We start from the raw sequence: 7822 nt of genomic DNA, 5'->3' as shown, positions 1-7822 counted from the left end.
TCTAAAAATTACAAAGAATTTCTGGAAATATGAATAATCTCGTTTTATGGTAAAGAGCTTAAATATTATCCTTTATAAGAAATTCAGAGAGGGAAATGGGAATACATACCAACACTAGCGTTCCCCAACCCAAGCCAAACAAGAAAACAAGAAAACTGCAACTGTGGACGGATCAATCCAAAACCAAGTATGCACTAAGGTTCGAAAATGAACTACCACTCCTAATGAGAACTCATCCAGAGGTGCAGGAGTACACAACGCTGATAGCAGAATCTGATACACTCTTTAAGGGATATGAATATGATTGGAAGTTCATGTTAAATAGATGGATAGAAAGTCACAAGGTCGCAACTGGATTCAAGCCCAGATCAGGACTTCCTTTTGTTCGGTTTGAAAGTAAACCTGAAAAAACAAAGACTTCACCAGCAAGGAAGAGTAAATCATACTTCTATGTTACAACCTTAGATGGTAAAAAATATCCTGTCAAATCAAAATTACACATCAAATGCCATTTTTGCAAATTACTATTTGATACCAATAATAAGAGGGATGAGCATGAAAGAGCCTGGCACAGCAAGAAATGAGATAAGTCAAGGATATTAATTTAAGTTAAATAACGCCCATCGCGATTAGTGCAGAAATTGTAGATGAACAATTTGATACTTAGTATTATATCCTAGATTAGCTCAAAATAAGAAAAATCATTACTCTAAAAGGCATCAACTGCAAGGGAAAATTGTAGTTCTACGAGGACTAGGCGGTCGTTATTGCAATCAAAGTTAAGAGAGTCCAGGCTTGGTAGAGGTGTAGGCCAAGTCGGGTTTTCAATACTCAAGCCTTGCTTAATTTTATACTTATTTCGTTTTGAGGTGCTGGGAATGACCAAAGCCCGAGATTCGCTGAATTGTGATTTCCGTTATAGTATGTTGAGTTTATTTGCACATTGTTGGTGATAGTATTTCCTGCTAGGACGCCCTCTACTAACCACAACATCTGTCCTTACGAATCCTTCTTCGCAATAACGACACAAACCTCGCTGTTTTTGAATTACAAACCTCTCGATGTCAAAATATTTTGCCAGGACATACTCCGTACCAATCCCCACCTCTGGATATATGAGAATTAATTCCCCTATATAAGGGACATGGTAACAAACAGTTTGTCAATCATGCCCGCTCTTATGACAATCCCGATCACTCAAAAAAAATCTATTTTGGCTTTAATTAATATCGTAGAAAGTATAACAGGAAGCTTTAACAAAGAAGCTTTGGCTGATACCATTACAAGCAAACCGGATGGAAATAGTATTGTCTACTGATAGAATGGGTATGGATCATGGATCATTAAAGTGTGATAACATTAATGGTAGTAATATTTTGCAGTTTATGAAAAAGCATCAGATTGCCACTTATCAGCAGCTCTTACAGAAATCTGTTGAAAACATAGCATGGTATTGGAACGCAGTAAATGAAGATTTAGGTTTTGAGTGGTATAACCACTACACTCAAGTTTTTGATTCCTCTGAAGGATTTCCAAGAACAAAGTGGTTCTTAAATGGCAAGTGCAATATAGTTTACAATGCAGTCGATAAACATGCTAGAAATCATCCTGACAAGATTGCATATATTTTCGAAAATGAACGCGGAATCAGTAAGACAATCTCGTACGATCAGTTAGCTAGTGAAGTAAATTCTCTGGCTACTGCATTGAAGCATGCTGGTGTAAAAAAGGGTGATACCGTTGGAATATATATGCCAATGATCCCAGAAGCATTTTTCTCAATGTTCGCCTGTTCAAAAATCGGAGCAGTCCATGCTACTGTGTTTTCTGGCTTTGGGGGTCAAGCACTATGTTCAAGACTCCGAGATTGTAATGCACAGATATTAATCACGGCTGATACAATGCAACGAAAATCCCAAAATATAGATCTTAAAGAGAGGTGGACTAAAGCTTTAGAAGGAACAAGCGTTTTAAAGATAATCACTGTTGGTAGGACAGATAGTTACAATGGCCGTGAAATAATCTCCTACAGTGAGTTCATTAAAGACTACCTTGGAATATCATGCGATACAGAGATCATGGATTCTGAAGATCCGCTATTCATACTCTATACTTCAGGCACCACAGGCAAACCGAAAGGGACGGTTCAAGTGCATGGAGGATATATGATTGTGTCTGGTCAACAGACGTCTTACCTTATCGATATGAAACCACAGGATGTATTATTTTGGTACGCCGATATCGGATGGATTACCGGCCAGACATGTGTAGTTTATGGGAGCTCTCTGATAGGCGGAACAGCTCTAGTTTATGATGGTCATTTAGATTATCCCGATGTCGACACATGGTGCAAAATAATTCAAAAATATAAGGTCACAATTTTTGGAATGGCCCCTACAGCAATAAGAAATTTTATGAGGGAAAAAACGTCATTGGATAATTATGATTTTTCTACGTTGAGAATCCTAGCTACTACAGGTGAACCGATAAATAAAGAAGCATGGTTATGGTATTTTGAAAATATAGGGAAAAAACGATGTCCAATAATTAACCTATCAGGAGGTACAGAGATCGGAGGAGCTCTACTTAGTGCCTCTCCAATAATCTCGCTTAAACCATGCACAGTGGGATTTCCTGTACCTGGATTTGATGTAGATGTTTTAGATAACGCAGGCAGGCGCACTCGCCGTGGTTTCCTTATCGTTAGAAGGCCATGGCCTTCCATGAGCAGGGGAATACTCGAAAACTGGAATAGATTCATTGAGACATATTGGTCAAAATATGGCAATGAAGTATGGTATCATGGTGATATTGTTTTCGTCGATCCTGCTGATGGCCTATGGTATATTTTAGGCAGAGCAGACGACATAATCAAGACTTCAGGGCATAGAATAGAATCTACCGAAATAGAATGTGCCATTACCTCTCATAGTGCGGTTTCAGAAGTTGCAGTGATTGGAATACCAGATAAAATAAAAGGAGAATACGTAACTGCATACGTTGTCCTAAAGAAATCGTTTTGCAAACCCAAAATCAAAGTTTTAAAGAATGAAATAGTGAAAATAGTTGAAGATTCGGTTGGGAGATTTGCTTGTCCAAAAAATATCATATTCGTAGAGGATTTGCCCAGGACAAGAACTGGAAAGCTTGTTAGGCGAATAATTAAAGCAAAAGTGTTGAGAGAAAAAATTGGAAGCCAAGATTTGTCGACTATTGAAAATCCTGAATCACTGAAGTATATTGTACCGTTTTGACTCAACAAGCCTAAATATAGCGGTTAATTTGAATGCTCGGAAAAGAGGTCATTATACAAGATTAATCCAGACGTCAGACTGCCAATTTTGTTCTACAGGCATGATCACTGGCTTGTGATGAAGGATGCTGAAAACACAAAACACGGTTCAGGTTGTATTTTAAAAGTGACAAAAATTCAATTAAAGGGAGCGTGGGGACCGGCTAGTGCAGAGTATTCTCCAAGACCACATGGCCCTCTCTGACATGGTGTTGACCTCATTTTAAAGCAATTTCATTGACCTTGGAAGCAGCCTTTGGATTCATGCCTGGTCTAGTCATCTGCAAAGTGCTATACTTTTAGCAAAAGAAGTCAATGATATATAAGAATTGGAATATGGATATGGAAAAGAATTAGAATATTTTTCTAATCAAAAAGGCAGGGCTCAGGACCCAAGGTATTTAGTCTCTATGTAAGCCACAAAGTAATCCGGATTATAGCCTTCATTGAAGGTATTATTAAGAAGTATTTTGGGAGCATAGACTGATCCATGTTGATGTATTTTTAATTTTAACCATTCTCTTATAGGCTTGAAATTGCCGCCCTTGATGTCTTCGTCGTACTCCTCAAGGTCTTTGCGCATCTTTGAAGCCATGATCGCTGAAACCAAGTTTCCCAAAGTGTAAGTTGGGAAATAGCCAAAAAGGCCACTACTCCAATGAGTATCTTGGAGCACTCCCTGTGAATCCTTAGTTGGTCTCACTCCAAGTAGTTGCTCCATTCTATCGTTCCAGAATTGAGGAATCTCAGAGACGCTGAGCTCATCTCCAAAAATTTTTTTCTCTATTTCATATCTTATTGCTATATGCAGATTGTATGTGACTTCGTCTGCGTCAACTCGGATAAAATCAGCCTTGATATTATTGAAATAAAGATACAACTCGTCATCTGTCGCTTGGTTTGCGAAACTTACCTGCCTTCTAATCAGGTGAGCTATCAGGTGAACAAAAGGCAGGCTCCTGCCCACAATATTCTCCCAGAATCTTGACTGAGATTCATGAAGCGCAAGTGAAGATCCGCCTTCAAGAGGAGTAAAAGACAATGACTGATCGCATTGCAGATTATACAAGGCATGACCAGCTTCATGAATAGTACTAGATATCGACTTTTTGAAATCTGTCCCCTCATACCGAGTAGTTATCCTTACGTCGTTAAGGCCCATAGTCTCAGTGAAAGGATGAGTAGATACATCCATCCTGAAGCGTTCCATGTCGTATTGCAAGAGGTTCAAAATGTCATGATTGAGCCTGTCAACTTTTTGAATATCATACTTTGATTTTGCAAGTTTGCTCTCTCTGCAAAACGGGCTGCCTGAATCTACGAGTTTTTTCAATATCTTCTGAATACGCGAAGTCAACGCACCGAATACTTTATCCAGATCATTTACCGTAAGCTCTTCTTCGAAGTTATCCAAGAGCGCATCGTATGGATGTTTTTCATAACCTATCTTCTCAGCGATTTGCTTCTTTATTTCTATCATTTTCTTCAGATGGGGTTCGTACATCATGAAATCAGATTTTTCTCTCGCCCCCCTCCACACCATATTGCCCCTTATTCTTTCCAGGGATTCTGTTTCAGTCAACTCTTTGGGTATCTTGATCTGCTTCGTTATTTCCCTGCTGAGTACTCGTATAATGCCTTTCTCTAAATCGTTAAGGTTCTCAAGTTTCTTCGCTGACTCGACAAGACCTGCAAAATCTTGGTTTAGCAGAAGATCCTTATACATCATGTGGAGTTGAGAATCCGCCACTCCTCTTTCTTCCGTGCCTTTCCTAGGCATATAAGTCTCAAAGTCCCAACCCATTAGAGAAATAGCGTGATTTAGGGACCACATTGGTTTGTAGGCGTCTAGGATCTGATCCATGAGAGAGTTCTCGCATCTCATATAGTCACACTTTCCATGAATTCAATCACATCTGTCTATTAATCATTGCTAGCAAGCCACTCACAAAGAATATCTAGAATATAGTGTGTATGTGATTCGCCCTGTAATAGTAATGCCTCTGCTTTTAGGCTAGTTTTGTTAGCGTCATGTAGGCTTCTCGGACACATGTTTCCGAGGGTATTAAATGACCAATATCGGGTAAACACCAGGTAAATTTGTCTTTAGAAGAAGAAGGATAATGAAAGAGCAAGGCATTTCGGCTCTTTGTTCTCATCTTAATAACAGCTTTCATTTACTTGCTAATATGCTTAATTTGTCTGATCTTTATCACTTTTAATTGCCTCGGTCCAAACGTACTGATCGCATTTTTTCTTTTTGTCGGAGATAAGCTCTTCTAGCAATTATGGTCGTAGCTCCTATATATAGAAATTGTGATATCTCAGTTAACAAAGCCATCGGATTTGTGTCAACTAGTGCCGAACTGGTTATTTCATTTGGAAGTCTGGTAAATATTAATGATATACTTAAGGCTGCTGTTCCCAATATGCCGACATAATACCAGCGTAGACCCCAACCCTTGATCATTGGTAATGCCCAAAATATCTGGGCAAGTCCTGCCACGATAAATAGGATGTCAGTATACAGAAGCAGTTGCATTGGAAAATTAGCGGGTTTCAAAAGCGGTCCAATCATCATTAGATGTAAGACCCCTCCTGCAATAGTCGCGGCTGCAGCTATATAAGCTAGAAGACGATCCTCTAGTTTAACAGACAAACGATTGCCCTCCGACTCGTAAGACAATCTACCTGTTCCATATGATATCCCGCTAGCTTTGCTTATTCCGGCATTCGTGCTACCACTATTAGAGACTTGTGCGGATGAGTTCAGTGAGAACGGCTTCTTCAGTGCAATTATAGATAAGAGTAATCCCATGGCCGCCACTATTGCAATCACTTTTTTGTTTTTGCATAGTGGCGTAGCATTCTTAAATATTGTGCTTTGAAGGCCAAATTTGAAACTTAACCAAACTGGTACTGGACCTTCCTTGCTTCACTGTTTCCAAGATCCATGGTTAGCTAAGTGAGAATATATTCCCAAGGCTAATTTGCAACCTTCGTTAAAGCTGTCCCCTGGGATCAGAGGCAATGTGGACTAAAACAATTGAAAAGGAGGATAATCTGCTTATTACTTAATGGCCCTATTATCGACAAAGACGATAGAGATCGAACAGAATTCCTCCTGAAAACAAGTAGGCGAAATCTATCGTGTTTGTTACCACTTTACAGCCTACCGATACTAGCAAATTACCAGCTGTTTTTAGGCTCTACTGTTATTTCCTCAGAAACCGGGTTGTGCAATAAATACTCGGCCACATAGGTACTGTAAACAATACTAATTTTTTACCCCTGGAAAAAGAAGGAAAATGAATGGTAGATGCTACTGAGACAGATACGTGACGGACGAATATCCCAAAGTCACAATTGATTAGAGAAAAAACAACTCAACAATCTACTGAGGAATATTTTTGCATCATCTTCTGTAATTCCCAGTCTAGTAACCCAGCACTGTTATGCTCTGCCACTGCTAGCTAATTTACCCTGGCGATTAAATAATAGTTCACCAAGTGTCCATTTTAGATAAAATATGGGTCTAACTTGATATTTTTGTATATCTGCCTCCGTCAGCTCTGCATAATTGTCAAGTTCAGTTGTTCTTATTGCTCTTATCGGTTGGACACCTTCAATTCTGTCGATAAATGTAGATCCGTCAGGATGCATATGTAATTCATACCTGATCACGTTACTATGACTAGTGTGTTTGCTCACACTGGAGATATTTAATGTTGGAGACAACTGTTGGCGTAAACGATATCTATCTTTGTATTTGGCTTTCTCAAAGCTATTCAGCAATTCATAAATAGTATCAAAAAAAGGAATTGCATTAGTTATAAATTTCTTTAATTCATTTATTTCCTTTTGAGGTACACCATAGGATTCAACATTCCATTTCAAAAAATAGTTTCGTATCTCTATCTTTGGCTTACAGTAATCTGCAGGTACAAGATATTTATTAACTACTTCCTGGGGAATACTAATTAAGAGGATTCACATCTTAGGCTGAAGGGGTGTTGCTTTGTTTACTGTAAAAGACTGCAGTAAAGAATTCATAGGTAAATCCAATCTTGGCTAGTTTTGTCATAGCCCTTACTGTGATCTCATCAGATTTCTCATAGCCTAGCTCCTTCTTTGTTTCAGGGTTTTTAAAATAGAGAAAATTTTCCTGGTATTTGAAATTAGGGACTTGCTTAAAACCCATTATTTCTAAAAAAGACTTTAGTTGCCACCAGTTATGATAGTACAATAAGAATTAAAATTTTGCTGGAATAGTTACTACTTTATTGAAAACTTCTTGTTTTCTTTCAGGGAATACTTCAAAGAAACCTTCTGCAATACTATGCATTTTTTGTTCAAGTTCTTCCTCTGACTTTCCTTCAACAACCAAAGGTAATTCAATACATTCATCAACCATCTTGCCTTGATCATCCTTTGGTGATATGAGCATATGTATATTTGGTATTTCATCACTCATTTTTTATCTCTATATCTATTGGATACAGGTAGATATATTAATTATGGTTAGTTTCA

At 38.4% G+C, this 7822-nt stretch carries 8 protein-coding genes; 3 read left to right on the top strand and 5 right to left on the bottom strand.

The features are described 5' to 3' along the window. Positions 1-95 precede the first annotated feature (95 nt). The 3 genes from DYY65_RS06925 (at position 96) to DYY65_RS06920 (ending at position 3254) form a co-directional block, all read left to right on the top strand. The gene (locus DYY65_RS06925; RefSeq protein ID WP_162477248.1) at positions 96-584 is read left to right on the top strand and encodes a hypothetical protein; all 489 of its coding nucleotides are present in this window, start codon (positions 96-98) and stop codon (positions 582-584) included. Positions 585-1144: 560 nt separating this feature from the next. After that, complete coding sequence (locus DYY65_RS12475; protein WP_236561713.1) at positions 1145-1318, top strand: hypothetical protein; 174 nt, start codon at positions 1145-1147, stop codon at positions 1316-1318. Continuing rightward, a complete protein-coding gene (locus DYY65_RS06920) occupies positions 1308-3254 on the top strand; it encodes an AMP-binding protein (protein WP_236561712.1) in 1947 nt (648 codons plus the stop codon). The genes DYY65_RS12475 and DYY65_RS06920 overlap by 11 nt, the downstream gene beginning before the upstream one ends. A 423-nt stretch (positions 3255-3677) precedes the next feature. Here the strand turns inward: DYY65_RS06920 and DYY65_RS06915 are convergent, their stop codons facing one another. The 5 genes from DYY65_RS06915 to DYY65_RS06895 all read right to left on the bottom strand — a co-directional run bounded on the left by DYY65_RS06915 (position 3678) and on the right by DYY65_RS06895 (position 7766). Next, entirely contained in the window at positions 3678-5177 is a 1500-nt protein-coding gene (locus tag DYY65_RS06915; protein WP_162477247.1) for a carboxypeptidase M32, read from the bottom strand. A gap of 333 nt (positions 5178-5510) precedes the next feature. After that, entirely contained in the window at positions 5511-6110 is a 600-nt protein-coding gene (locus DYY65_RS06910) for a hypothetical protein (protein ID WP_162477246.1), read from the bottom strand. A 635-nt stretch (positions 6111-6745) separates the two neighbouring features. Beyond that, on the bottom strand, positions 6746-7189 hold the full coding sequence (locus DYY65_RS06905; protein WP_162477245.1) for a hypothetical protein: 444 nt from the start codon (positions 7187-7189) through the stop codon (positions 6746-6748). A 100-nt stretch (positions 7190-7289) separates the two neighbouring features. Then, positions 7290-7493, bottom strand: a complete 204-nt coding sequence (locus tag DYY65_RS06900; protein ID WP_162477244.1) for a hypothetical protein — start codon at positions 7491-7493, stop codon at positions 7290-7292. Between the two features lie 51 nt (positions 7494-7544). After that, on the bottom strand, positions 7545-7766 hold the full coding sequence (locus tag DYY65_RS06895; protein WP_162477243.1) for a hypothetical protein: 222 nt from the start codon (positions 7764-7766) through the stop codon (positions 7545-7547). Positions 7767-7822 lie beyond the last annotated feature (56 nt).

Source organism: Nitrososphaera sp. AFS, assembly GCF_009898475.1.
In the GTDB taxonomy this organism is placed as follows: domain Archaea; phylum Thermoproteota; class Nitrososphaeria; order Nitrososphaerales; family Nitrososphaeraceae; genus Nitrosopolaris.
The sequence above is the reverse complement of the archived record's forward strand: the minus strand, read 5'-3'. Positions and strand labels throughout refer to the sequence as shown.

Excerpts from the sequence above, each read along its gene's own strand:
- DYY65_RS06925 (WP_162477248.1), top strand. The coding sequence starts at position 96 with ATGGGAATACATACCAACACTAGCGTTCCCCAACCCAAGCCAAACAAG.
- DYY65_RS12475 (WP_236561713.1), top strand. The coding sequence starts at position 1,145 with ATGGTAACAAACAGTTTGTCAATCATGCCCGCTCTTATGACAATCCCG.
- DYY65_RS06915 (WP_162477247.1), bottom strand. The coding sequence starts at position 5,177 with ATGAGATGCGAGAACTCTCTCATGGATCAGATCCTAGACGCCTACAAA.
- DYY65_RS06910 (WP_162477246.1), bottom strand. The coding sequence starts at position 6,110 with ATGGGATTACTCTTATCTATAATTGCACTGAAGAAGCCGTTCTCACTG.
- DYY65_RS06900 (WP_162477244.1), bottom strand. The coding sequence starts at position 7,493 with ATGGGTTTTAAGCAAGTCCCTAATTTCAAATACCAGGAAAATTTTCTC.
- DYY65_RS06895 (WP_162477243.1), bottom strand. The coding sequence starts at position 7,766 with ATGAGTGATGAAATACCAAATATACATATGCTCATATCACCAAAGGAT.